The following is a 23327-nucleotide window of genomic DNA, read 5'->3' as shown; positions in this document are numbered from 1 at the left end:
CACCGCTACGGTGAGGAGATGGACCGCCCCGGTGCGATGACCCTCGACGACCTCGTCGGGGAGATCCTGCGCCGCCTGGGCCAGACCGGCCGCGTCGTCCCGGAATACGTGGTGCGCGACGCCGTGGAGGCCGCGCTGAGCCGCCAGTTCCCCGGCGCGGCGCCGGGTTCGCTGCTCGTGCCGCTGGAGTCGGCGGACGAGCTGATCGAGGGCTTCTGCGCCGGCGCCACGGCCGCCGAGGACGATTCGGCCACCATGCCGGCCGTGCTCAGCGGCGACGAGACGGGGCGGATGGTCACCGCGCTCGGCCTCGCCGTCCACGTGGCCGCCTTCAACCTGGACCGGGACCGCCTGCACGTGGCGCAGACGCTGAACGGCGCGGCGGCCGCGCTGGTCGCGCTCGGGGCGGCGGAGCGGGCGGCGCACGCCGACGGCACCTCCGCCGTGCTGCTCTCCCCGGCGACGCTGCGGACCGTGCGCACCACGGTGTCCGGCGTGCTGCAGGGCATCGAGAGCCGGGGCTGGCAGGCGCAGCACCTCGACCAGCAGGCGACCAGCGCCCTGTTCACCGGGGTTCTCACGATGTTGGGAGCAGTGCCCTAAGAACAACCGGATCGCAACCGATCAGGACTTTGTGGCCGATCCGCAGCTCCGGGTTCAGGACCCCGAGCGCGTGACGGCGCTCCGGGCCACCGGTGTGTTCGACGTGCCCGAGCCGCCCGGTCTGCGGCGGCTCACCACGCTGGCCAGCCGGCTGCTCGGCAGCCCGACCGCGCTGGTCTCGCTGGTCCTCGACGACCGGCAGGTCTTCGTGAGCCAGGTCGGCCTGCCGCAGCCCTGGGCCGATCGGGGGGAGACCCCGCTCTCCCACTCGTTCTGCCAGCACGTCGTCGACGACGACGCCCCGCTCGTGACGAGCGACGCGCGCCTCGACGACCGGCTCAAGGACAACCTGGCGATCCCGGAGATCGGGGTGATCGCGTACGCCGGGATGCCGATCCGGGTGGACGGCCAGACGCTGGGCTCGTTCTGCGCCATCGACGGCAAGCCCCGCGACTGGTCACCGGGGGACCTGGCGATCCTGGAGGACCTCGCCGCGGCGGTCGCCACCGAGATCGAGCTGGTCCGCGCGGCACGGCATGCCGAGGAGACCTCCGCGGTGGTGCGGCGGATCCTGGAGGTGTCGCAGGACGCGTACATCTCGATCGACGCCGCCGGCGTGGTGCTGGAGTGGAACCCCGCGGCCGAGAAGCTCTTCGGCTGGACCCGGGACGAGGCGACCGGCGGCGATCTGGCCACGATGGTCATCCCGGAGATCTACCGGGAGGCGCACTACACCGGGCTGGCCCGGGTCCGCGCCACCGGCGAGTCGAAGCTGGCCGGTCAGCGTATCGAGCTGCCCGCGGTGAACCGGTCCGGGCACCGCTTCCCGGTCGAGTTCACCCTCCAGTCCACATCGCACGGCGGCCGGACCGTCTTCCACGCCTTCCTGCACGACATCAGCGCGCGCCACGAGAGCCAGCGCCAGCTGCGACGCCAGGCCGAGCTCATCGACGCCGCCCCGGCCGCGATCATCGTGCGGACCCCGGACGGGACGATCCGGTTCTGGAACAAGGGCGCCGAGCAGATGTACGGGTGGCCCGCCTCGGCAGCGGTGGGCCGCAACATCCATAGCCTCCTCGGCACGGTCTTCCCCGACGGCAGTGCCGCGATGCAGACGGCGCTCGCCACCGACGGCCGGTGGGAGGGCGAGGTCACCCATCGCCGGGTCGACGGCCGCAGCGTCGTGGTCCTGAGCCGGCACGTCCTGCGCCCGGACTCGGAGGGCGCGGGCAGCGAGGTGATCGAGACGAACACCGACATCACCGCCCGCCGGACCGCCGAGGAGATGCTGGCGACGAGCGAGCGCCAGTTCCGGGTGCAGTTCCACCAATCCACGGTGGGGCAGGCCATCGTCGGGCTGGACGGGCTGGTCCTGCACGTGAACGAGGCCTACGCGCGGATGATCGGCTACCGGCCGGAGGAGCTGATCGGCCGCCGCAACGAGGACTTCACGCATCCCGAGGACCGGGCCGAGGGCGTGGTCATGACCTCCCGGCTCTACTCCGACGAGTGGTCGGCGTACGAGCGGACCAAGCGGCTCATCCACGCCGACGGGCACCTGGTCGACGTGCACATCGGGGTGCGCCTGGTCCGGGACGCCGACGGAGCGCCGCTGCATCTGATCGGCGTCATCCAGGACATCACCGAGCGGACCCGCGCCGAGCGGGAACGCGACGCCACCCAGGCCGTGCTCGCCGAGCGCAATGCGCAGCTGGAACTCGCGAACAGCGAGCTGCAGCGCGCCAACCTGCTCAAACTCGACCTCATGGGGATGCTCTCGCACGACATCGGCACCCCGTTGACGTCGATTCTGGGGTACGGCGAGATGCTCCTGGAGAGCGACCTCCCGCCGCCGATAGCCACTCCCACCTCGAAGATCATGAGGGCCGCCCGGCGGATCGACGATCTGCGCCACAACGTGCTGGCGATGTGCACGGTGAGCGAGACGCGGTTGCGTACCGAACGGCAGCGGGTCGAGCTCGCCGATGCCCTGCGGGACGCGCTGGACGCCGCCGACCAGGACGTACCGATCTCCTGCCCGCCGTCGGCGGCGGTGCTGGTCAATCCGGCGCACCTGCGGCAGATCGTGGTCAACTTCCTGACCAACGCCCGCAAGTACGGCGGCGGGGCGACCGGGATCGAGGTGACGGTGGACGGCCTGGCGACCCGGATCGCGGTCCGGGACGAGGGGCCGGGCGTGCCGGAGGGGCTGCGGGACCACCTGTTCGAGCGCTTCACCCGGGCCGGCGACACCGAGGCGGCGGGGCACGGCCTGGGCCTGCACATCGTGGTGAGCCTGGCCGAGGCGAACGGTGGCGCGGTCGGCTACCAGCCGGGCGATCCGGTCGGCAGCCTCTTCTGCCTGACGCTCGAGACGGCGTGACGACGGACTGACGACGGCCTGGCGCTCGCGACGGCCTGGCGCGTCACCAGCGGTCCGCCGGGTGCAGCGATGCCGGCAGGTCGATCGTGACGGTCGTGCCGAGGCCCGGCTCACCGTCGATCCGCAGCGCGCCCTCGTGCCCGTCGACGATCGCCTTCACGATGGTCAGGCCGAGCCCGGCGCCCTGCACCTCGGCGCGTTCCGCGGCGGCGGACCGGCGGAAGGGCGCGAGCACCCGGGCCCTGTCGCACGGGTGGATGCCGGCGCCGGTGTCCCGGACCCAGAGCTCGGCCCGGCCGTCGCGGACGCCGGCGCCGACCGCGATGGTGCCGCTGTCGGTGAACTTGACGGCGTTGCGGATGAGCCGGTCCAGGGCCTGCCCGAGCCGGACGGCGTCGACCTCGGCGAGGACCGGGGCACCGGTCTCGACGGTGACCGACAGCCCCTTCGCGGCGATCAGCGGCTCGTGCTGCTCGACCGCGGCGGTCGCCAGGCCGGAGAGATCGGCCGGGCGCCGGTGGTACGCCCCGCCGCCCGCCCCCGCCTGTGCCGCCAGCAGCATGTCGTCGACCAGTGCGAGCAACCGGTCCGAGTTGCGCTGGATCCGCTGGAGGAACTGCTCGCGGGCCTCGGCCGGCAGGTCCGGGTCGGCGAGCACCTCCACATAACCGTGGATCGAGCTGAGGGGCGTGCGCAGTTCGTGCGTGATCCGCGAGATGAACTCGTCCTTGATCCGCTCGGCTTCCCGCAACCGCTCCTCCAGGTCGCGCACCTGGGCGGCCAGGTCGGTGTCGTACGAGGTCATCCCGGCGCTCCTTCCGAGTCCGTCCGTTGCTGGCAGGCGTAACGGTCGGCCGGGGAGGGGCCGGTATGAGATCGGCCCGGGGTGCCTTCCGGTTAGCGGGAGGCGGCCCACTGGTTCTTGAGCGTTCGCGCGTACGCCGACCGCCCCACCGGCAGCGTGAACGACATCCGGGTCCCGCTGCCGTACGGGTTCGCCATCGCCTCGATCGTCCCGCCGTGCCGCTCCACGATCCGCTTGCAGACCGCCAGCTCCAGCCCGTTGCCGCGATCGTCCTGCCCGCTGTGGAAGCTGGTGAAGACCTCACGCCGCTTGCCCGGGAGCAGCCCGAGGCCGTTGTCCAGGATGTCGACGCGCAGCATCCCGTTGGCGGCCGGCTGGCAGGAGATGCTGACGTACGGTGCGACGCCCGGCGGCATCGGCCCGAGCGCGTTGTCGATCAGGTTCTCGAACAGCTGCCGGGTCAGGACCGGGTCCGCCTCGACCGCCTCCATCTGGCCGACCTCGAAGTACGGCGGCGGCACGCCCTCGCTCTCCGCCTGGTCGTACCGGCTGTTCACGATGTCGCCGAGCAGCAGCGCCAGGTTCACCGTGGTCGGCATCAGCTTGCCGTCCCGGGCCGCCGTGTAGGCGAGCAGGCCGTTCAGGAACGTCCGCATCCGCGCCGCCGCCCGCTGGATCCGGGTGACCCGTTCGGCCGGCTGGTACCCGGCCAGCTCCTGTTCCAGCACCTCGGCCCAGCCCTCGATGGTGGTGAGCGGGTTGAGCAGGTCGTGTGCCACCTGACCGGCGAAGGACATCAGCTCGTCGCGGTGCCGCCGGTCGGCCGTGACGTCGTGGAAGACGACCACGACGTGCTGCGGGCCGTCCGGGCGCACGGCGATCCGGGCGACGTTGAACCGGACGATCCGGCCCTCCGGCACGGCGGCGTTGCGGACCAGCACGTCCATCGGCGGCACCTCTTCACCCGCGAGAGCCCGGGCGTACGGGAGGTCCGCATCGGCGAGCGGGGTCCCGTCCGGATGGAAGAAGCCGTAGTCGCTGCCCAGGGCCACCCCACCGGCGACCGTGTTGACGCTGCCCAGCAGCCGTCCGGCGGCCGGGTTGCGCAGCACCAGCCGGCCGGACGGATCCAGGATGGCCAGGCCCTCGGTCATCGAGTTGACGATCATGGTCATCATCCCGGCCTTGTCGGTGGCCTCCTGCTCGGAGTCGCGCAGCCGGTCGATCAGCGCGTCGCGCTCGTCCCGGCTCAGCGCCAGGGCCAGGCCGATGACGGCGTGCATGCTGATGTAGAGCTCGATCACCAGGGCCCGGCTGTCCGGGGAGGCGATCTCCGCGTACGGACCCCAGCCGTGCTGAGTGAAGATCGCCGCGACGCTGCCGAAGACCAGGGTGTGCCCGATCGCCAGCCAGGTAGGCATCCGGATGCCCACCCAGACCGTGAGCGGGAGCAGCGCGAACCCGATCGGCAGGCTGTGGTTGACGATGAAGGTGTAGTAGTAGGCGCCGGCCGACACCACGAAGATCGCGACGCACTCCAGCGTGCGGGCCTGGTCGAGCCGGCTCCGGCCACCCCGGACCAGGTAGACGACGCGTTGCAGCGCGACACCGAAGATCAGCACGCTGGCGACGTCCCGGACCACCCGGGTCGCGAACCTCACCATGGTGGCGTCCTGGCCGGCGAGCCGGTCGCCGAGCGTGTCGATGCACGACATCACGGTGGCGGCGAGCGCCGCGGCCACCAGGATCCGCCACAGATCGTCGAGCCGGGCGAGAGGACGGCCGCCCTCCGGACCGGCCCACAGTCCGGGCAGCAGGCGTGCCGTCACCACGGCGAAGGTCATGCCGGCCGCCATGGCGGCGCCGGCGTGCACGATCGCCGTCGCCGGGTCGGCGCCGGTCACCAGCAGGCCGGCCACGGTCAGGGCGCCGATGACCGCCATGTCCAGCCAGCGCCACCGCGACTCCCGCCGGTTGACCAGCCAGACGGCGGCCACCCCGGCGGCCGGCCAGACCACCGGATCCTCCGTGCCCGCGAGCACCGTCTGCCGACCGGCCAGCAGCGCGACCAGGTAGAGCACCCCGAAACCGGCTGTGGCGGGAACGGACATCCTCTTCACAAGATTCGTTTCGGCACGTTCGGCCCTGAACTGAACGCACCCCTCGATATATCCATTTCGATATATAGATGAACGGCGGCCGCCCGCCTACTCTCAATCCAAAGCCGAGTGACGAACGTCTATACCCCCCGGACGTTCGCCGGCTGGCGAGAGAGGAAGAACATGGCGATTCGACGTCACGGCCGCATCCTGGCCGCCGGTCTGTTCGCGCTCGCGGCGGTCGCCGCCGCGACCCCGGCCGAGGCCGCCGCCCCGGTCCTCGGGCAGATCAAGCTGGCCGGTTCCGCGAACGCGGTGGCCGGCAGCTACATCGTGGTCCTCAAGTCAGGCGGGCAGCAGGCTTCCCTGAGCAAGACCTACGGAGCGACCGTCAAGCGCAGCTTCGGCAAGGCGCTCAACGGCTTCGAGGCCACCATGAGCGAGACCCAGGCCCGGCGCCTCGCAGCCAACTCGAAGGTGGCGTACGTCGAGCAGAACCAGGTCATCTCCCTCGCCGCCACGCAGACGAACGCGACCTGGGGCATCGACCGGATCGACCAGCGGGCCCTGCCGCTGAGCACCACGTACACCTACCCGGTGACCGCCTCGAACGTCACCGCCTACATCATCGACACCGGCATCCTCTACAGCCACAGCCAGTTCGGCGGCCGGGCCACCGCGGGCTACGACGCGGTCGGCAGCGGCGCGGTGGACTGCAACGGCCACGGCACCCATGTGGCGGGCACGGTCGGCGGCAGCACGTACGGCGTCGCGAAGGCCGTGAAGCTGGTCGGCGTCCGGGTGCTGAACTGCTCGGGCAGCGGCACCACCGCCGGCGTCATCGCGGGCGTCAACTGGGTGACCTCGAACGCCGTGAAGCCGGCCGTCGCGAACATGAGCCTCGGTGGCGGCGCCAGCACCTCGCTGGACACCGCCGTCGCCAACTCGATCGCTTCCGGCGTCACCTACGCGGTCGCGGCCGGCAACTCGAACGCCAACGCGTCGACCGCCTCGCCGGCCCGGGTCGCCTCGGCGATCACCGTCGGCGCCACCACCCGCACCGACGCCCGCGCCAGCTACTCCAACTACGGCAGCGTGCTGGACATCTTCGCGCCGGGCTCGTCGATCACCTCGGCCTGGTACACCAGCAGCTCGGCCACCAACACGATCAGCGGCACCTCGATGGCCTCACCGCACGTGGCCGGCGCCGCGGCTCTGGTCCTCTCCCGCAACCCGTCCTACACCCCGGCCCAGGTCTCCTCGGCCCTCACCAGCAACGCCACCACGGGCGTCGTGACCAGCCCCGGCTCGGGCTCGCCGAACCGCCTGCTCTTCGTCGTCCAGTAGCACCTCACGCATCGAAGGGGCCCGCTGTCCGGCGGGCCCCTTCCCCGTGCGACGAGATGACCAACCGGTTTGTGACAGACGGCCCTGGTGATCATCGTCATCACTGCGTAACGGACTTCCGGCGCCCTTTCCGCGGTTCTATGGAGTGGAACCGAGGAGCGTGAGAAGTGATGACCGAGCAGGGACAGCACCGCGTCGTCATCGTCGGAGCCGGATTCGCCGGCAAGTACGCGGCCCGTGCGCTGCGCAGGGCGGACGCCCACGTGACAGTGATCAACGGAACCAACCACCACGTCTTCGAGCCGCTGATCTACCAGGTCGCCACCGGACTGCTCTCCCCCGGTGAGGTCGCCACCCCGGTCCGCGAGCTCTTCCGTGGCCAGCGCAACACCGACGTGCTGCTCGGCTGGGTCACCGACGTGGACGTCGAGGGGCACACCGTCACCGCGACCGCGCCGGACGGCGTGCCGTACCAGGTGCCCTACGACACCCTGATCGTCTCGGCCGGCACCACCGGCTCGTACTTCGGCAACGACCGGTTCGCCGAGTTCGCCCCCGGCCTCAAGAGCATCGACGACGCCGTCGAGCTACGCGCCCGGATCCTCACCGCCTTCGAGATGGCCGAGCTCACGACCGACCCCGAGGCGGCCCGCCGCTGGCTCACCTTCGTGATCGTCGGTGCCGGCCCGACCGGCGTGGAGCTGGCCGGCCAGATCGCCGAGATCGCCCGCCGCACCCTGCCCGGCGAGTACCGCCGGATCGACCCGGCCCAGGCCCGGATCGTGCTGGTCGACGCGGTCGACCGGGTGCTGCCGACCTTCTCCCCCGAGTCGTCGGCCGCCGCCGAGAAGCACCTCCGCAAGATCGGCGTGGACGTCCGGCTCGGCAAGCGGGTCGTCGACGTGGACGCGACCGGCGTCGAGTTCCAGGCCGCTACGGGGACCGAGCGCCTCGACGCCATGACGAAGATCTGGAGCGCCGGTGTCGCGGCCGCCCCGCTGGCCCGCCGCCTCGCCGCCGCGACCGGCGCCGAGACCGACCGGTCCGGCCGGATCAAGGTGAACCCGGACCTGACCGTCCCCGGCCACCCGGAGATCTTCGTGCTCGGCGACCTGATGAGCCTGGGCAAGCTCCCCGGCGTCGCCCAGGTCTCCATCCAGGGCGGCGCGTACGCCGGCCGCACCATCCGCGACCGGCTGGCCGGGCAGAGTCGCGGCAAATCGGCCGCGGGCAAGCCGTTCCACTACTTCGACAAGGGCAACATCGCGACGGTGTCCCGGTTCTCCGCGGTCGCCGACCTGCGTGGCCTGCACCTGCGTGGCCTGCTCGGCTGGCTGCTCTGGCTCGGTGTGCACTGGGCCTATCTGCCGAAGGGCCGCAACCGGGCGAGCTCGCTGGTCCGCTGGGCGGTCGCCTTCCTGGGCCGCAGCCGGTCCGAGCGGGCGGTCACCAGCCAGCAGATCAACGCCCGGCTCGCGGTGCGGCACGCCACGGCTGAGGCCGGCGAGAAGGAGAAGACTCCGGTCTGATTCCGCAACCGTCCGGCAACCATCGTTTACCTGGCGGGGGCCTCGCCCCCGCCGATGACTCCGATCACCTCGGCGGCGCTCCGGCGCCGCCTCCGCTTGAGGATCGGAGCAGCATGACCGCCATCATCGACTCCCTCGCCGCTCTTCCGCCCGCCACCGCCACGACCGGGCCGTGCGTCCCGACCGTGCTGGTCGCCGACGACGACGAGGGCATCCGTGACCTGGTCAGCTTCAAGCTGGAGATGGCCGGTTACCGGACGGTCTGCGCGGCGGACGGCTGTACCGCGCTCACCCTCGTCACCGAGGCCCGCCCGGATCTGGTCGTTCTCGACATCGTGATGCCGGGCCTGGACGGCCTGAGCGTCTGTTACCAGATGCACGACAACCCGGCGACCGCCGAGATCCCGGTGATCATGCTGAGTGGCTGCGCCAGCGAGACCGACATCGACCTGGCCTTCGTCTCCGGCGCCGAGGAGTACCTGCCGAAGCCGCTGAACACCGCCGACCTGGTCCGCCGGGTCGGCTGGCTGCTGCCGCACCACCCCTGACCCTCCGGGGCTCAGCACCCGCGCGTGCGGGCCGAACAGTCAGGGTGTGAGCCCGAAGCGACCGGGTGCCGCCGCCCTCAGCGCGCTGGTGGCCGTGGTCGGCTGCGCCGTCACGCTGGCCGTGGCCGCGGCGCTGGCGCAGCACGAGGACGCCGCAGCCGAGGTGCAGATGGATCGGCGTACCTCCGCCGCGGCCGAGTCGGTCCGCACACAGACCCGCCGCTACCTGGACGTCCTGAGCACCACGGCGGCGGCAGCCGGCGCGCAGCAGACGCTCACCGCCACCGAGTACAAGGCCGTCGTCCAGCCCATGCGAACCATGAAGCTGGCCGGCGCCACCTCGATCGTGCTGGTCATCCCGGCCCGGGACGACGAGGTGGCCGAAGTACAGCGACGATGGCGGCGGCTCGGGTCCCCGGACATCGAGCTGAGCCCGAAGGGCACCGGCGAGCACGCCTTCGTGGTCGCCGGCATCCCGCTCGACGGAACGAACCCGGTCGGCGGCCTCGACCTCATGCAGGCCACGGCGTCGGCCGCCGCGCTCACCGAGGCACGCCGGGACGGCCGCCCGGCGGTCTCCGACACCTACCAGCTGATCGTCGACCAGAGCCTGCCGGCCACACAGCGGCAGAACTCGTTCATCCTGACCGCGCCGGTCCACCAGGGCTCCGGGCAGCGCTTCCTCGGCTGGGTGGTGCTCGGCGTCCGCGGCCAGAACTTCATGGGCGACACGTTCGCGCACGCCGGTCAGGGCCTGCTCGACCTCACCCTCACCGCGAACGGCCCGGATCGCCGCCCGGTCACCGTCGCCTCGGTCGGCGCCGCTGACGGGGGCGAGCGGGACCTCTTCCGTACGATCCAGATCGCGGTCGCGGACAAGAGCTGGACCCTGCACGTCAGCGCGAGCGCGGCGGGTCTGCCCGGCGCCCGCAGCGCGATGCCGATGGCCGTCGCCACCGGCGGCCTGGTGCTGACCGTCCTGCTGGCGCTGCTGGTCTGGGTGCTGGCGACCGGCCGGGACCGGGCCCGCGTACAGGTCCGGGCCGCCACCGCCGAGCTGCGGGCGGGCGAGGCCGCGAGCCGCCGCCAGGCCGACCTGCTCGGCACGGTGCTGGACGGCATCAGCGACGGCGTGGGCGTGATCGGTCCGGACGGCCGGTTCCTGCTGCACAACCCGGCGGCCATCCGGATGCTCGGCCACGGCAACCCGGAGGCCGGGGTGGAGTCCTGGCAGCAGCACTACGGCCTGTACCGGCTGGACGGCGTCACCCCGTTCGACACCGCCGAACTGCCGCTGGTCCGCGCGCTGCACGGGGAGGACAGCGATCGGGTCGAGATGATCGTCCGGCATCCGGCGTACCCGGACGGCCGGGTGATCAGCGTGTCGGCCCGGCCGATCGAGACGTCCTCCGGTGAGCGCGGCGCCGTCGCGGTCTTCCACGACATCACCGAGCGCAAGCACGTGGAGACCGAGCTGCGCGGCTTCGCCGGGGTGGTGGCGCACGACCTCAAATCCCCTCTCACCTCGGTACGCGGCTACGCCGAGCTCATCATCGACGCACTGGACGAGGTGGAGGCCGGCGGTGGCGCGCCCGCCGTGGCGCAGGCCCGCCGCGGCGCCGACAAGGTGATCGGCGGCGCCCTGCGGATGCAGCAGCTGATCACCGAACTGCTCGACTACGCGGCGGCCCGGGACGCCACCCTGCGTCTCGGCGAGGTGAACCTGCGCTCGCTGGTCGACGAGGTGGTGACCACCCGTACCGATCATCCGGACGGCCCGGGTCCGGTGCCGGACATCTTCGTCGGGTCGCTGCCCGCGGTGCAGGCCGACCCGGCGCTGCTCCGGCAGGTGATCGACAACCTGGTCGGCAACGCGATCAAGTACACCCCGCCCGGCCAGGCGCCGCGGATCGACATCACCGGCCGGACCGGCCCGGACGGCGAGGTACGGGTGCAGGTCGCCGACCGCGGCATCGGCATCCCGGACGGCGAGCACGCCCTGGTCTTCGACAGCTTCCATCGAGCCAGCAACGGCATGGCTCATCCCGGCACCGGCCTCGGCCTGGCGATCTGCCGCCGGATCGTGGAACGGCACGGCGGCCGCATCGAGGCGGCTCCGAACCCCGGCGGCGGGACGATATTCGCCTTCACACTTCCGGCCGCAGGTCAGACGACATCGACGCTTGTGGGGGTTGTGTGATCACGTGCACATATTCTAGATAACCTGGTTTCTCTATAGGCATTGTGCCAATATCTCGGACCATGCCCGTGGTACTGCATTGGTTCCTCCCCACGACCGGCGACAGCCGCTCGATCGTCGGCGTCGACGATCGCGGTGGTCACAGCACGCACACCTCCGCCTCGGAGAAGGCCTATCGCGAGCCCGGCCTCGACTACCTCGTCGACGTCGCCCGGGCGGCCGAGCGCAACGGCTTCACCGGCGTGCTCACCCCGACCGGCACCTGGTGCGAGGACGCCTGGCTGACCACGGCCGCGATCGCCCAGCACACCAGCACGCTGAAGTTCCTCGTCGCGTTCCGGCCCGGCTCGCTGTCGCCGACCCTGGCCGCGCAGATGGCCGCGACCTTCCAGCGGATCTCCGGCGGCCGGCTGATGCTCAACATCGTCACCGGCAGCGACGCGGCCGAGCAGCAGCGGTTCGGCGACTGGCTGGACAAGGACGAACGGTACGCACGGACCGGCGAGTTCCTCAGCGTGCTGCGCGGCGCGTGGAACGGGCCGTACGACTTCGACGGCAAGCACTACCAGGTCGCCGGCGCCTTCGCGCCGCGCCGGTTCGAGCAGCCGCCGATCTACTTCGGAGGATCGTCACCGGCCGCTCTCGACGTGGCGGCCGAGCACACCGACGTGTACCTGACCTGGGGTGAGCCGCCGGCTGCCGTGGCGTCGAAGATCGCTCTCGTGAAGAAGCGCGCGGACCGCGAGATCCGCTTCGGCATCCGCCTGCACGTGATCACCCGCGACACCGCCGAGGAGGCGTGGGCCGTGGCGAACTCACTGCTCGACGCCCTCACCCCGGAACAGATCGAGAAGGCGCAGAGCTCGCTGCGCCAGGCCGACTCGGTCGGTCAGCAGCGGATGCTCGACCTGCACGGCGGCAGGCTCGACGCGCTCGAGATCTACCCGAACCTCTGGGCGGGCGTCGGCCTGGTCCGCCCGGGCGCTGGAACCGCGCTGGTCGGCAGCCACACCGAGGTCGCCGACCGGATCGCCGAGTACCACGAGCTCGGCATCGACGAGTTCATCCTCTCCGGTTATCCCCACCTGGAGGAGGCCTACCACGCCGGCGAAGGGCTCATCCCCGAGCTGCGCCGCCGCAATCTTCTTTCTGGAGCGAACGAATGAACCGTCGTGATCTGCTTCGCCTCGCCACCGGCGCCGGGGCCGCATCGCTGCTCGCCGCCTGCGCCGGGCCGGGCGGGGACTCCCCGGACGAATCGAGCGAGTCGGGCACCCTCTCCTTCGCCCACTGGCGCGCCGAGGACAAGGAGGTCTTCGAGAAGATCATCGCCGGATACACCGGGGCGAAGATCCAGCAGGACATCTCCCCCTCGAACGACTACCAGAGCACCGCGCTGCAGAAGCTGCGCGGCGGCTCGGTCGGCGACGCGTTCACCGCGTTCCGCGGCGCGCAGTTCCTCGACATCGCCGAGGCCGGCGTCTGGACCGACCTCACCGGGCAGGCCCTCCTGCAGAAGTACGAGCCGGCGCTGATCACCGCGGGCGCGCTGGACGGCAAGCAGCTCGGCGTGCCGTACCAGCTGGTCTTCAACACCCCGCTCGCGAACACCGACCTGATCGGCAAGGCCGGCCTCGGCGAGGCGCCGAAGGACTGGGACGGTTTCCTGGCCCTGCTCGACAAGCTGAAGAGCCAGGGCGTCACGCCGATCGCCTGGCCCGGCGGCGACGCCGCGAACGCCGGCCAGTTGCTCAACGTCATGGTGGTGAACAACGCGCCGGCCGACGACGCCCTCGGCAAGATCGAGACCGGCGAGTACAAGGTCACCGACGACTGGTTCCTCACCGTGCTGAAGCAGTACCAGCAGCTCGCGCCCTACTTCCAGACCGGCGCGACCGGCACCGGCAGCGACGCGGCCCTCGCGCTCTTCGCCCAGGGCAAGGCCGGCCTCCTGGCCACCGGCTCGTTCCAGGTCGCCGGTGTCCGCAAGCTCGGCGCGACCTTCCCGGTCGACCTGCTCGCCCCGATCACCACGACCGCGGACAAGGCCGAGTACGAGGGCGTCTTCAACGCGACGTTCATCCTCGGCGTGAACGCCAAGTCCAGCAAGCAGGACGCCGCCCGCGCGTGGATCGAGCACCTCTCCGACCCGGCGGTGGCCGGTGAGTACGCCAACGGCACGTCCCAGCACGTCACGGTCAAGGGCGTCGAGTACACCAACGCCGACCTCAAGGCGCTCGCGCCCTGGCTGACCAAGAAGACCGCGCTCGCTCCGCGCTTCCAGTTCACCGACCTCGACATCCGGGGCGCCGTGGAGAACGCGACCGTCCAGGTCGCCGGGGGCAAGAGCCCGGAGGAGGCCGCCGAGGCCGCGCAGAAGGTCATCGACCAGAAGAAATGAAGTCCCGTCTCCAGCTTCTCCTCTTCGCGGTTCCAGCCCTGGCCCTGTACGGCGGATTCTTCCTGCTCCCCGCCGTGCAGGGCCTGCGGTACGCCACCACCGACTGGGACGGGTACAGCCCGTCCTTCACCGACGTGGGCCTGGCCAACCTGACCGACGTCGTGAGCAACGACGACCTGTTCCGCAATGCGCTCACGAACAACCTCGAGTTCCTGCTCGCCGTGGTGATCGGTCAGACCGCGCTGGCGCTGCTGCTCGCCGTCCTGCTCGCCGCGCGCAGCCGGGCGTCGACGACGCTGCGGGCACTCTTCTTCCTGCCCACCGTGCTGTCGTCGGTCTCGGTCGCCTTCATCTGGAAGTTCGTCTACGACCCGAACTTCGGCCTGGCGAACAACCTGCTCGGCGCGGTCGGCCTGGATCGGTTCCAGTCGGCGTACCTCGGTGAGGAGAGCACCGCGATCTTCTGGGTCGCGGTGGCCCAGGTGTGGTTCCACGCCGGGCAGATGATGGTCATCTACATCGCCGGGATCAACCAGATCCCGGAGGAACTCTACGAGGCGGCCCGCACCGACGGCGCCAACCGGTGGCAGCAGTTCCGGCACGTCACATGGCCGATGGTCGCTCCCGCCACGGCGCTCGTCATCGCGTACACGAGCCTGCAGTCCTTCAAGGCCTTCGATCTGATCCTGGGTCTGGCCGGGAACCCGCCGCGGTCCGGGCTCGACGTGCTCTCCACCCGGATCTACACGACGTTCGCGAACGGGCAGCTCGGGTACGCCGCCGCCGAGTCGGTCGTCTTCATGGTCGCCATCGCGGCGGTCACGTTCCTGCAGAATCGCGCCGCGAGGATGGCCCACGGATGAGAAGAGCCGTTCTAGCCGTTTACACCCTGCTGATCGTGGTGCCGCTCGTGGTGATCGTCGGCGGCACCTTCAAGACGACGCCGGAGCTGTTCGCGTCGCCGTTCGGGCTGCCGGCGGATCCGACCCTCGACAACTACGTCACCGTCCTCGCCGACCAGGACATGCCGCGGGTTCTGGGGAACAGCCTGACAGTGGTCGCTTTCTCCGTACCGATGACGCTCTTCCTGGGAAGCCTGGTGGCGTTCGCGGTGGCCCGGCTGCCCCGCTGGCCCTCCCGGATCCTCTTCGGGATCTTCGCGATCGGTCTGGCGATCCCGGCGCAGGCCGTCATGATCCCGCAGTACGTGCAGTTCGACCGGCTCGGCCTGCGCAACAGCCTGTCCGGCCTGATCCTGGTCAACATCGTGGTGACGCTGCCGGTCGCGGTCTTCATCCTGGCCGGCTTCATGCGGACGTTGCCGGCCGAGCTCTACGAGGCCGCCGAGCTCGACGGCGCGGGTCCGTGGGCCTGTTACCGCCGGATCGCGGTACCGGTCTCCTACCCCTCGCTGGCCGCCACCGCGATCTTCCTGATCGTGATGCACTGGAACGACCTGCTCTATCCGCTGCTCTTCATCGACGATCCGGGCAAACGGACGCTTCCACTGGCGCTTTTGGACTTCCAGGGCGAATATCTCACCGAGTATCCGCTGCTCTTCACGGGTGTGGTGATCGCCTCCCTACCCATGGTTCTGGCCTACGCGCTCCTGCAACGGCATTTCGTGGCGGGCATCACAGCCGGCGCCGTGAAGGGTTGAACCGGCGCAAAAGGGGTAGAGCCCCGTGATGCCTGCCGACGAATCCGGCACGATCATGGTCTTCGCACCGGTGCCGCTGCTGACAGTGACGATCGAAAAGCAGTCCGACGAACCCGAGTTGCACGTCCATCCCGGGGGCCAGGGAATCTGGCAAGCCCGGATGTGCGCGGGCCTGGGCGCGTCGGTCACCCTCTGCGCCGCCGTGGGAGGTGAGATCGGCGAGGTCATCTCACTCCTGCTGCAAGGCGAGCAGATCGAGGTACGGGCGGTGCGCCGCTCATCCGGCAGCGGATGGTACGTCCACGACCGCCGTGACGGGACACGCGACGAGGTGGCCGACCACGCCGGCGAACCGCTCGGACGGCACGACATCGACGAGCTCTACAGCACCGCGCTGGCCGCCGGGATGAGCGCCCGGGTCAGCATCCTGAGCGGCCCGGCGGCACCCGAGGTGGTCGCCCCCGAGGTGTACCGCCGGCTCGCCGCCGACCTGGGCGCCAACGGTGGAACCGTCGTCGCCGACCTGTCCGGCGACCACCTGACCGCCGTGCTCGAAGGCGGCGTCGACTTCCTCAAGGTCAGCCACGAGGAGCTGATCGCCGCCGGCCGGGCCACCGGCGACAGCGTCGAAGAACTCGTCGACACCGGCCGGGACCTGCGCAAGCAGGGTGCCGGATCAGTGCTGATCAGCCGGGCCGACCAGCCCGGCGTCGCCCTCATCGACGACGAGGAGCCGCTGCTCGTGGAGTTGCCCGCCCTGCAGGTGGTCGACCATCGCGGCGCCGGCGACTCGATGACCGCCGGGGTGGCCACCGTCCTCGCCCGCGGCGGCAAGATCCACGAAGCGGTGCGGACCGGCGCCGCGGCCGGCGCCCTCAACGTCACCCGGCACGGCCTCGGCACCGGGCGCAAGGAGGCGATCACCGAGCTGACCAAGCGGGTACGCCTCACCCCCATCTGACGTCCACGGAGGACACATTGCGGCCTTCGCGACGCTGGGCGTGAGTGGTGCAGAGCTACCGAAAGCGGTATCGAGCCGCCGGGTGGTCGTCGCGCACCCGCTTCACCCCGGCGCCGTAGAAGGATTCCCGCAGTGTCGACCCCTCGTAGGAGGTCCGGGTCAGGCCACGCCTCTGCAACTCCGGCACGGCCAGCTCCACGAAATCGTGGAAGGTGACGGGCGGCACCGGGTCGGCGATGTTGAACCCGTCCACACCGGACTCGTCGGCCCACCTCTCCAGCTCGTCAGCGACGGTGGCCGGGCTGCCGACGATCACCGGTCCGCCACCGCCGACGCCCACGAACTCGGCGATGGCGCGCGGCGTCCACGTGCGTGAGGGGTCCAGCGTCGTGAACAGTTCGACCATGCCGCGGATACCGTCGGTCTCCACGTATTCCAGCGGCTTGTCCAGGTCGAGTGCCGACAGGTCGATGTGCATGAGCGCACTCCACCGGGCCAGCGCACCCTCGACGCTGGCATGACGCTGGTAGTCGGCCAGCTTCGCCTGCGCTTCGGCATCGGTCGGGGCGACGATGACGGTGGCGATCGCGAAGAACTTCACCGACGACGGGTCACGGCCGGCCGCCATGGCCGACGACCGCACGCCGTCCACCAGGGTCCGCGCCATCGACGGCAGATAGGCCGAGAGGAACACTCCCTCGGCGTGCCGCCCCGCGAAGGCCCGGCCGACCGGAGAGGTCCCGGCCTGATAGAGCACCGGCGTCCGCAGCACACCGGGTTCCGACAGGGCTATTCCGGGAACATCGTAATAAGTCCCGGAATGCGCGATCGGGCGTACCCGCGACGGATCCACGAACAGATCACCCGAGCGGACCACCGCGTCGTCCGCCCACGACCCCTCCCACAGCTTGTAGACGACCTCCATGAACTCCTCGGCCTTGGCGTACCGTTCGTCGTGCGCGAGCTGCCTGGTCAGGCCGAGGTTCCGAGCCGCGCTGTCCAGGGCGGACGTCACGATGTTCCAGCCGATGCGCCCGCCGGTCAGGTGATCCAGGGTGGTCATCTTGCGGGCGAACGCGTAGGGGAGTTCGTACGTCGAGGAGACCGTGACCGAGAAGCCCAGATTGCGGGTCGCGGCGGCCATCGCGCTGATCGGCAGCAGTGGATCGTCGGTCGGCGTCTGGATGCCGTCGCGCAGTGCGGCGTCGACGCTGCCCTGGTAGACGTCGAGCGGCCCGAGCGCGTCGGCGACGAAGAGCGCGTCGAACTTGCCGCGTTCCAGGATCTGCGCGGTCTCCACCCAGTACGACAGATCGCGGTATCGGTGGGCTTGGCTGTCCGGATGCCGCCACAGCCCGATGGCCGTGTGCCCGACGGTGGACTGCCGCAGCCCGTTCAGGTGGAATCGCATTGCTACTCCTCGATGAAGAACATCAGGTCCGCACTCTCCCGGACCTTCTCGGACGCATAGAAGGCGTCCTCGTGCCGCGCCCATCGCAGCCAGTGCGGCGCATAGGTCTCCCCATCCCGCGCCAGCGCGCGTCGCTTGCGCAGGGCGTCGGGGCTCTCCAGCCAGACAAGACCTCGGATGTACGGCCGGAGCACCGTGGCCCCGGCTCCCACCCCTTCGACGACCAGCCAGTCCGCGTCCGGAACCGGGTGCTCCTCGGCATATCGCCCGGCTTCCCAATCCCACCGTCGCCAGACCGCCGGCCGCCCGTCAGCGAGAGGTTCGAGAACCCAGTCGCGCAGGACCTCGACACCCTTGCCGAGGCCGTCCCACCCGGCGTACAGGTCGTCCATCCGGATCATCGGCGCGTGCAGCCGGTCGGCGACGGCCCGGGCCAGGGTGGTCTTGCCCGATCCGGAACGGCCTTCGACGGCCAGTACCCGCCGGTCGCCGGCGGACGGCTGCCGACCGGCGGTCCAGGCGACGACGCGGTCGACGGCTTCGTGGAGGTGGTCGCTCATCAGCGGTACAGCACCTTCGACGGGGTGATCCGCACGACCACGCGATCGGCTTCGGCGGCCGGATCGGTCACGACGTGGGCGGCCCCGGTGTAGCGCCGGGCCAGCTCGTCGACGAGCGCGTGCGCGTCCTCGCCGGTGACCCGGGCGGTGCCACGCACCTCGGCGTAACGGGCCGGCTTCCGCCGGTCGTGGAACAGCACGGTGACCCGCGGGTCGCGTGCGATGTTGCGGACCTTCCGCCGTCCCGTTCTCGTGGCCATGACCAGATCGTCCCCGTCCCGCCCCACCCACATGACGGAAAGCTGAGCGGACCCGTCCGGCTCGGCGGTCGACAGCACCCCGAACTCCGGCCGGTCGATCAGCTCGCGGACCTCCGGCCCGAGCAGCCCGTGCCCGAGTTCGAGCGGCAGGCTGGGGTCGGCCGACCACTCTTCGAGCGAGCCGTCATAGATCCGGACGTCCTCGCGCCCCAACTCCCGGAGCACGAACCCGAGCGTCGTAGCCGAGATCCCCCCACCGCAGTACACCCAGATCGGATCCGGGTCACCGAGCAGATGATCCAAGATCTCGCGCAGCTCGGCCGCCGGAAGGAACCGCCCATCCGCGTCGAGCAGCGACCGCGCGGGCACGTTACCGGTGCCCGGAATGTGCCCGCGACGCGAGTATCGAGTGGGAACCTCCCCGGAGTAGGACGCCGGATCAAGCGCACAGACCACACTCGCCCGCACATCACCACCGAGCCAAGCCTCGAGGTCCCCGCGCTCGACCCACCTCCCTTCACGCACCGAGCCAGCACTCACCGGCCCTTCACGCACCGGCCCTTCACTAACCGGCCCTTCACTAACCGGCCCTTCACTAACCGACCCTTCACTGACCGGCCCTTCACTGACCGGCAGCGCCCCACTCCCGCCCGACAAATCCGATATTTCGTTTATGTCGCTCGCAAACCCAACCGCCATCCCCGCCGCCTGCCACGCGGAGAGGCCGCCGTCCAGGACGTAGGCCTCCACCCCGATCCAGTCGAGGAGCCACCACAAGCGGGTCGCCCAGATACCGCCGGCCCGGTCGTAGACGACCACCGGGACGCCGTCGCGGACGCCCAGCGCGGCCAGCCGTGCGGCCAGCACACCAGCGGCGGGACGGGCGAAGTGGAAACCGGCTGACGGGTCGCTCAGGTCGTGGAGGAGGTCGGCGTGCCGGGAGCCCGGGATGTGCGCCTCCTGCCAGCCCGCTAGACCCGTGGTGGAGTCGTGGTCGCCGTCGCGGGAGGGTTTCGCCAGCGTGACCGTGGCGTCCAGGACGACCACGGGACCGTGCTCCGCCCGTACCGCCAGATCGGCTGGACCCAGCAGGAAGCCGGTCATCGCGGCAGCGCCTCGACCGGCGCGGACGCCGCGACGGCCTGCCGCCAGTCGAACGTGGCCGGGAGGATGTCGTTGGCGATGAGCCAGTCGGTGTACGGCGTCATCAGCTCGGTGCGGATCTCGCCCCAGCGGTCGCCGTGCCACCAGGTCGGCGCGATCAGTTCGAGGGAGCGGGCGAGGATCGCGCGCGGGAAGTACGGAATGACGCGATCCAGGATCTCCAGAGCTCGTGAAGGATCATCCGAAGCCGACCGATAGCCGCGCTCGGTGGCGGCCAGGAACGCTTGCAGAGCGGAAGGTGCGAGATCCGCCGGACCAGTACCCAGCAGATAGCTGTGGTACGGCGGCGCCCCGATCTCATCGACCGGCCAGGTGATCCGCGACGAGCCGGGGAGCTGGGCGAAGAGCGCGTCCCAGGCCCAGTATCCGCCGAACGTCGCGTCCACCTCGCCGGCCGCGATGTCGTCGGCGCTCAGCTCGCGGTAGCCGGAGTCGACGAGGATCACCGCGTCCGGATCGCCGCCGTCGGCGGCCACCAGATGACGGACCATCGCGATGCCGCGCGGGGTCGGGTTCAGCGCGAGCCGCTTGCCGGCCAGGTCACGCGGGCGCTCGATGCCGCGGCCCACCACGGTCTGGATCGTCTCCATGCCCCGGTGGTTGATCGACGCGACGGCCTGCAGCGGCTGACCGGCGGCGCTGCGGACCAGGAGCCGGTTCGTCGGGAAGACGCCGAGGTGCACCTCGCCACGGGCCAGGTGTTCCAGGGTGTCGCCGCGCTGCGGGTCGAAGACGGTGAGCTCGACGTCCAGGCCGGCGTCGCGGTACCAGCCCTCCCGGCTGGCGACGTAGAGGCCGGCCGCGTTGGTCCACGGGTGGAAGTATTCGAGCATCACGCGGACGTGGGTGAGTGTCATCGGGGGCTACCTGTCAGCAGATCGGTGAGGCGGCGGCGCAGTTTCACGAAGTCGGGGTCGTCGACCACGTCGTCGCGGCGGGGACGGCCGAACGGCACGGTGACCTTCTCGAGGACCGTGGCCGGGCGGTGGGAGAAGACGTAGACGGTGTCGGAGAGCAGCAGCGCCTCTTCGATGTTGTGGGTCACGAAGAGGACGGCCCGCCGGTCGGCCTCCCAGATGTCCAGGAGCCAGCGGTGCATCTCCAGCCGGGTCATCGCGTCGAGGGCGCTGAACGGCTCGTCGAGGCAGAGGAGTTCCTTATCGGACAGCAGGGCGCGCAGGAAGGCGACGCGTTGCTGCATCCCGCCGGACAGCTGGTGCGGATATTTCCTGGCGAACCCGTCAAGTCCGACGCGACCGAGCCATTCCCGCGCCTGGGTGATGTCGGGTTTTCCGGCTATCTCCTGGGCCAGCACGACATTGCGTTCGATGGTCCGCCACGGCATCAGCGCCGGCTGCTGTGGCATATACCCGATCAGGCCGCGACGCGCCTTCTCACCATTGATCTCGATGGTTCCGGCGGTCGGGGTGTGGACGCCGCCGATGAGATGGAAAAGCGTGCTCTTGCCCGATCCCGAGGGACCAACGACCGAGACGAATTCCCCTTTCTGTACGGATAAATCCAGACTTTTCAGTACGGCTAGCTCGCCGAAACTGTGATCGAGTCGCGAAACCCGGAGTGCCTCAGTCATGGCGTCGCCCCTTCACTGTCAGCTTCTCCAGGAGCACGACGAGACCGAACACGACCAGAGCCAGCAGGACCACGATGAAGATCGCCACGAACAGCCGATCCGCCCGGAACGCCGACTTCTGGATGATCATGTACTGGCCGATGCCCTTGTCGCTGCCGAGCCACTCCGCGATGATCGCGCCGAGCACGCTGTACGTCGCCGCGATCTTCAGACCGGAGAACATCGCCGGCAGCGCGTTCGGCCACTGCAGCTTGGTGAAGAGCTGCCGCCGGTTCGCGCCGCTCATCAGCATGTAGTCGGCGATCAGAGCGTCACTGCGCCCGAGCCCGTCGAGTGTCGCGACCGCCACCGGGAAGAAGCAGACCAGGATGATCACGACGAGTTTCGGGGCGATGCCGAAGCCGAGCCAGACCACGAGCAGCGGGGCGATCGCGATCGTCGGCACGTTCTGGCTGATCACCAGCAGTGGGTAGATCGCGGCCCGGACGCCCGGGATCAGGTGCAGCGCCACCGCTACGAAGAGGCCGGTCGCCACGCCGGCGGTGAAGCCGTACAGGGTCAGCTCCGCCGTCGAGAGGGTGTGCTCGAGCAGCGCGGTGTGCTGGTCGGCGGCCGCGTCCCAGATGTCCTTCGGGCTCGGCAGCAGCCACGAGTCGATGCCGGAGACGGTGGTGTAGAGCTGCCACCCGGCGATCACCAGGACAACGGTGATCGCCGGCGGAAGCCACCTGCGGACGAGTGTCACGGCGCCGGCGGCAGGAAGTCGTTCGTGTACGCCTTCGCCGCGTCGACCTGCTTGCTGAGCACCTTCTGGTCGTAGAGCCAGGCCGAGAAGTCCGTCCAGATCTCGGGCTTCTGCTCACCCCAGCGGGCGGCGTCGTCCTGGTAGCGCGGGCTCAGCCACTCCTGGCTCTTCTTCACCAGCTCGGCGTCCAGGTCGGGGGCCGCCTTGATCAGGATGTCCGCCGACTCGGACGCGTTCTTCGCGGCGTACGTGTATCCCTCGGACACGGCAGCGGTGAACTCCTTCACCACCGCCGAGTTGGAGGCGATCTGCTTCTCGTTGGTGATCAGGATCGGCGTGTAGAAGTCGAGCGCCGGGTCGTAGTCCTTGACGTACTGGATGTTCACCGGCTCACCGCGCAGCTCGGCCTCGATGCCGGTCCAGCCGTAGAAGATCCACTCGAAGTCGATCCCCTTCTTCGTCGCGGCGAAGAAGTCCGCGTCGCCGACGTTCACCGTCTTGATCTTCGACGGGTCACCGCCGTCCTTCGTCACCACGGCCTTGAGCAGCGGCTCTTCGAGAGGTCCACCCCAGCCGCCGTACGTCTTTCCGGCGTACTGTGCCGGCTTGGTCAGGTTGCGGTCCTTCGGCGACGCGAACCCGGACGTGTTGTGCTGGATGATCGCGGCGATCGAGACGAGCGGCGCGCCCTCGGCCCGGGCCTGGGTCAGCGACTCCTGCGCGCTGATCGCGAACGGGATCTTGTCGGCGGCGACCAGGGCCGACGGGTCGGCGTCGCCGGGCTGGACGATCTCGACGTCCAGCCCGTGGTTCGCGAAGAAGCCCTTGGCCGCCGCGACGTACAGGCCGGTGTGGTTGGTGTTGGGGGTCCAGTCGAGCGCGACCTGCACCTTGGTGAGACCGTCTGCGCTCTTCTCCTCGTCGCCGCCGGAGCAGGCAGCCGCGGCAAGCGTCATCGAAGCGGCGGCAATGGTGGCGAGCGCTCGGCGGCGCGTTATCAGCATGCTCATGGGGATCTCTCCGTGCGGTGGATACCGCACGGAATCTAGGCACGTGAACG

Annotated in this window: 20 protein-coding genes; 11 read left to right on the top strand and 9 right to left on the bottom strand. The window is 70.2% G+C overall.

Annotated elements, in window-relative coordinates:
• Nucleotides 1-18 precede the first annotated feature (18 nt).
• A complete protein-coding gene (locus EP757_RS19835; RefSeq protein ID WP_127548153.1) occupies nucleotides 19-603 on the top strand; it encodes a hypothetical protein in 585 nt (194 codons plus the stop codon).
• 70 nt (nucleotides 604-673) lie between these two features.
• Nucleotides 674-2986 (top strand): PAS domain S-box protein, encoded by a 2313-nt coding sequence (locus tag EP757_RS19830; protein WP_232050582.1) that lies wholly within the window; start codon nucleotides 674-676, stop codon nucleotides 2984-2986.
• Nucleotides 2987-3029: 43 nt separating this feature from the next.
• On the opposite strand, the gene EP757_RS19825 is transcribed toward EP757_RS19830, so the two are convergent.
• Both EP757_RS19825 and EP757_RS19820 read right to left on the bottom strand, forming a co-directional pair.
• Nucleotides 3030-3791 carry a sensor histidine kinase KdpD gene (locus EP757_RS19825; protein WP_127548149.1) on the bottom strand — a complete coding sequence of 254 codons (762 nt, stop codon included), beginning with the start codon at nucleotides 3789-3791 and terminating at the stop codon, nucleotides 3030-3032.
• A 92-nt stretch (nucleotides 3792-3883) separates the two neighbouring features.
• Nucleotides 3884-5902, bottom strand: coding sequence for an ATP-binding protein (locus EP757_RS19820; RefSeq protein WP_127548147.1), 2019 nt, complete (start codon nucleotides 5900-5902; stop codon nucleotides 3884-3886).
• Between the two features lie 171 nt (nucleotides 5903-6073).
• On the opposite strand from EP757_RS19820, the gene EP757_RS19815 reads away from it, so the two are divergent.
• The 9 genes from EP757_RS19815 (at nucleotide 6074) to EP757_RS19775 (ending at nucleotide 16536) form a co-directional block, all read left to right on the top strand.
• Nucleotides 6074-7237, top strand: a complete 1164-nt coding sequence (locus EP757_RS19815) for a S8 family peptidase (protein WP_127548145.1) — start codon at nucleotides 6074-6076, stop codon at nucleotides 7235-7237.
• 170 nt (nucleotides 7238-7407) lie between these two features.
• Nucleotides 7408-8766 carry an NAD(P)/FAD-dependent oxidoreductase gene (locus EP757_RS19810; RefSeq protein WP_174262419.1) on the top strand — a complete coding sequence of 453 codons (1359 nt, stop codon included), beginning with the start codon at nucleotides 7408-7410 and terminating at the stop codon, nucleotides 8764-8766.
• Nucleotides 8767-8879: 113 nt separating this feature from the next.
• On the top strand, nucleotides 8880-9314 hold the full coding sequence (locus EP757_RS19805; protein WP_127548141.1) for a PleD family two-component system response regulator: 435 nt from the start codon (nucleotides 8880-8882) through the stop codon (nucleotides 9312-9314).
• 46 nt (nucleotides 9315-9360) lie between these two features.
• Entirely contained in the window at nucleotides 9361-11514 is a 2154-nt protein-coding gene (locus tag EP757_RS19800; RefSeq protein ID WP_232050581.1) for an ATP-binding protein, read from the top strand.
• A 62-nt stretch (nucleotides 11515-11576) separates the two neighbouring features.
• Nucleotides 11577-12680: an LLM class flavin-dependent oxidoreductase gene (locus EP757_RS19795; RefSeq protein WP_127548139.1), complete on the top strand. Its 1104-nt coding sequence runs from the start codon at nucleotides 11577-11579 to the stop codon at nucleotides 12678-12680.
• The gene (locus EP757_RS19790) at nucleotides 12677-13915 is read left to right on the top strand and encodes an ABC transporter substrate-binding protein (RefSeq protein ID WP_127548137.1); all 1239 of its coding nucleotides are present in this window, start codon (nucleotides 12677-12679) and stop codon (nucleotides 13913-13915) included. The genes EP757_RS19795 and EP757_RS19790 overlap by 4 nt, the downstream gene beginning before the upstream one ends.
• Entirely contained in the window at nucleotides 13912-14778 is an 867-nt protein-coding gene (locus EP757_RS19785; protein WP_127548135.1) for a carbohydrate ABC transporter permease, read from the top strand. Before EP757_RS19790 ends, EP757_RS19785 begins: the two co-directional genes overlap by 4 nt.
• Nucleotides 14775-15575, top strand: coding sequence for a carbohydrate ABC transporter permease (locus EP757_RS19780; RefSeq protein ID WP_127548133.1), 801 nt, complete (start codon nucleotides 14775-14777; stop codon nucleotides 15573-15575). The genes EP757_RS19785 and EP757_RS19780 overlap by 4 nt, the downstream gene beginning before the upstream one ends.
• A 28-nt stretch (nucleotides 15576-15603) precedes the next feature.
• On the top strand, nucleotides 15604-16536 hold the full coding sequence (locus EP757_RS19775) for a 1-phosphofructokinase family hexose kinase (RefSeq protein ID WP_232050580.1): 933 nt from the start codon (nucleotides 15604-15606) through the stop codon (nucleotides 16534-16536).
• Between the two features lie 55 nt (nucleotides 16537-16591).
• On the opposite strand, the gene EP757_RS19770 is transcribed toward EP757_RS19775, so the two are convergent.
• The 7 genes from EP757_RS19770 to EP757_RS19735 are packed head-to-tail and all read right to left on the bottom strand — an operon-like array spanning nucleotide 16592 to nucleotide 23277.
• Nucleotides 16592-17947 carry an LLM class flavin-dependent oxidoreductase gene (locus EP757_RS19770; protein WP_127548131.1) on the bottom strand — a complete coding sequence of 452 codons (1356 nt, stop codon included), beginning with the start codon at nucleotides 17945-17947 and terminating at the stop codon, nucleotides 16592-16594.
• Between the two features lie 2 nt (nucleotides 17948-17949).
• Nucleotides 17950-18507 carry a dephospho-CoA kinase gene (locus EP757_RS19765; protein WP_127548129.1) on the bottom strand — a complete coding sequence of 186 codons (558 nt, stop codon included), beginning with the start codon at nucleotides 18505-18507 and terminating at the stop codon, nucleotides 17950-17952.
• Entirely contained in the window at nucleotides 18507-19871 is a 1365-nt protein-coding gene (locus tag EP757_RS19755; protein ID WP_197725544.1) for a TIGR03618 family F420-dependent PPOX class oxidoreductase, read from the bottom strand. The genes EP757_RS19765 and EP757_RS19755 overlap by 1 nt, the downstream gene beginning before the upstream one ends.
• Nucleotides 19868-20788 (bottom strand): ABC transporter substrate-binding protein, encoded by a 921-nt coding sequence (locus EP757_RS19750; RefSeq protein WP_127548128.1) that lies wholly within the window; start codon nucleotides 20786-20788, stop codon nucleotides 19868-19870. Before EP757_RS19750 ends, EP757_RS19755 begins: the two co-directional genes overlap by 4 nt.
• Entirely contained in the window at nucleotides 20785-21522 is a 738-nt protein-coding gene (locus EP757_RS19745; protein WP_127548126.1) for an ABC transporter ATP-binding protein, read from the bottom strand. The genes EP757_RS19750 and EP757_RS19745 overlap by 4 nt, the downstream gene beginning before the upstream one ends.
• Nucleotides 21515-22219 carry an ABC transporter permease gene (locus tag EP757_RS19740; RefSeq protein ID WP_197725543.1) on the bottom strand — a complete coding sequence of 235 codons (705 nt, stop codon included), beginning with the start codon at nucleotides 22217-22219 and terminating at the stop codon, nucleotides 21515-21517. The genes EP757_RS19745 and EP757_RS19740 overlap by 8 nt, the downstream gene beginning before the upstream one ends.
• Before the next feature lie 44 nt (nucleotides 22220-22263).
• Nucleotides 22264-23277, bottom strand: a complete 1014-nt coding sequence (locus tag EP757_RS19735) for an ABC transporter substrate-binding protein (RefSeq protein ID WP_127548122.1) — start codon at nucleotides 23275-23277, stop codon at nucleotides 22264-22266.
• Between the last annotated feature and the right edge of the window lie 50 nt (nucleotides 23278-23327).

The sequence above is a fragment of the Actinoplanes sp. OR16 genome (assembly GCF_004001265.1).
Taxonomy (GTDB): domain Bacteria; phylum Actinomycetota; class Actinomycetes; order Mycobacteriales; family Micromonosporaceae; genus Actinoplanes.
Note: the sequence above shows the minus strand (reverse complement) of the source record. Positions and strands in the feature narration are given on the sequence as shown.

What these genes read in the sequence shown, in the direction of transcription:
- EP757_RS19785 (WP_127548135.1), top strand. Translation starts at nt 13,912, where the DNA reads ATGAAGTCCCGTCTCCAGCTTCTCCTCTTCGCGGTTCCAGCCCTGGCC.
- EP757_RS19775 (WP_232050580.1), top strand. Translation starts at nt 15,604, where the DNA reads ATGCCTGCCGACGAATCCGGCACGATCATGGTCTTCGCACCGGTGCCG.
- EP757_RS19805 (WP_127548141.1), top strand. Translation starts at nt 8,880, where the DNA reads ATGACCGCCATCATCGACTCCCTCGCCGCTCTTCCGCCCGCCACCGCC.
- EP757_RS19765 (WP_127548129.1), bottom strand. Translation starts at nt 18,507, where the DNA reads ATGAGCGACCACCTCCACGAAGCCGTCGACCGCGTCGTCGCCTGGACC.
- EP757_RS19750 (WP_127548128.1), bottom strand. Translation starts at nt 20,788, where the DNA reads ATGACACTCACCCACGTCCGCGTGATGCTCGAATACTTCCACCCGTGG.
- EP757_RS19835 (WP_127548153.1), top strand. Translation starts at nt 19, where the DNA reads ATGGACCGCCCCGGTGCGATGACCCTCGACGACCTCGTCGGGGAGATC.
- EP757_RS19755 (WP_197725544.1), bottom strand. Translation starts at nt 19,871, where the DNA reads ATGACCGGCTTCCTGCTGGGTCCAGCCGATCTGGCGGTACGGGCGGAG.
- EP757_RS19780 (WP_127548133.1), top strand. Translation starts at nt 14,775, where the DNA reads ATGAGAAGAGCCGTTCTAGCCGTTTACACCCTGCTGATCGTGGTGCCG.
- EP757_RS19745 (WP_127548126.1), bottom strand. Translation starts at nt 21,522, where the DNA reads ATGACTGAGGCACTCCGGGTTTCGCGACTCGATCACAGTTTCGGCGAG.
- EP757_RS19735 (WP_127548122.1), bottom strand. Translation starts at nt 23,277, where the DNA reads ATGAGCATGCTGATAACGCGCCGCCGAGCGCTCGCCACCATTGCCGCC.
- EP757_RS19825 (WP_127548149.1), bottom strand. Translation starts at nt 3,791, where the DNA reads ATGACCTCGTACGACACCGACCTGGCCGCCCAGGTGCGCGACCTGGAG.
- EP757_RS19795 (WP_127548139.1), top strand. Translation starts at nt 11,577, where the DNA reads ATGCCCGTGGTACTGCATTGGTTCCTCCCCACGACCGGCGACAGCCGC.
- EP757_RS19770 (WP_127548131.1), bottom strand. Translation starts at nt 17,947, where the DNA reads ATGCGATTCCACCTGAACGGGCTGCGGCAGTCCACCGTCGGGCACACG.
- EP757_RS19815 (WP_127548145.1), top strand. Translation starts at nt 6,074, where the DNA reads ATGGCGATTCGACGTCACGGCCGCATCCTGGCCGCCGGTCTGTTCGCG.
- EP757_RS19790 (WP_127548137.1), top strand. Translation starts at nt 12,677, where the DNA reads ATGAACCGTCGTGATCTGCTTCGCCTCGCCACCGGCGCCGGGGCCGCA.
- EP757_RS19820 (WP_127548147.1), bottom strand. Translation starts at nt 5,902, where the DNA reads ATGTCCGTTCCCGCCACAGCCGGTTTCGGGGTGCTCTACCTGGTCGCG.
- EP757_RS19810 (WP_174262419.1), top strand. Translation starts at nt 7,408, where the DNA reads ATGACCGAGCAGGGACAGCACCGCGTCGTCATCGTCGGAGCCGGATTC.